Source organism: Campylobacter parajejuni, from assembly GCF_046764905.1.
Taxonomy (GTDB): domain Bacteria; phylum Campylobacterota; class Campylobacteria; order Campylobacterales; family Campylobacteraceae; genus Campylobacter_D.
Window position 1 is genome coordinate 1 of the sequence record NZ_JBKORB010000025.1, and the last position, 998, is coordinate 998.

Annotated in this window: 1 protein-coding gene; it reads right to left on the reverse strand. The window is 32.1% G+C overall.

What is annotated here, in order from left to right; translation table 11 throughout:
* On the reverse strand, positions 1-998 hold a 998-nt coding region (locus ACLL8X_RS09265; protein WP_411990628.1), incomplete at both ends, for a motility associated factor glycosyltransferase family protein.

Consider the following 998-nt stretch of genomic DNA (forward strand, 5'->3'; position numbering starts at 1 on the left):
ATTGAAATTTTGTATATTTTGATAAACTTTTTCTAAAAATTCTAAAGGCAGAATGAAATCTTTAGAAAGTATATTTTCTAAGATTTGTTTTAGGGCTAAGGCATCATCTAAAAAGCTTTTAGCCTTCTCTTTATCTTTTTTTATTTTTTCTTTGAATTTAGCTAGGAGTTTATGGCTTTTATTTTTTGTAAGTTTTTTTGGAAGATTAAATTTGGGTTTTTCTTTGTTAAGAAATTTTTCACAACATTCTTTAAAAGAAAGTTCTTGGGTGAAGTTAATTTTAGAGCCCCCTTCAGTTGCATTGTAAAATTTAGCCTTTTTGCTATTGCAAGCAAAAAGGTATTCTAATTTCACACGGTAATCATTCCAAAGTATGTGGGTTAAAACTTCTCCTTTATTTGCATAGGCGGGGACTTTAAAGGTTTCTAAAGTATTTTCTTCAAATTTCGTTCCATAAGCAAAACCTTTTGAGTGGGAATTTCCTTCTTCATCAAAGGCTAAGTCTTGACCTATCATAATGATATTTTTAAATCCTAAAGTAAGGGCTAGGGTATAAGAAAAATGGCTTACATGAGTGCCTGTATCGATATAGCCAAAGTCGTTAAGATTGAAACGCTCGTATAAATGCCTAGCTCTTAAGACAAGCATACAATTTAAATTTTTCAAATCCTCAACCATACTAGGATGCGTAGCACACTCTAAGGCTATAATGCTTTGATTTAAATTCATTGTTCTATCTTCAAAGAATTTTAACGGCAAACTAGTAAAGTCTAAATTCGTAATATAATCAGGCACGATATTTTCACTCTCTAAACTACCCAAAGCCCCATCAGCACAAAAAATAACGGCTTTGTTTTGGTAAGCTTTAAGCAAGGGGAGTTGTTTGGCTAGGCTTGGTCCTGCAGAAACGACTATGGCATTTTCAAAGCTATTTTTTCTTTCGCTTAAAATTCTTTGAAAAGGAATGCTCTCAAGCATAGCAGGGATATTTTGTAAAA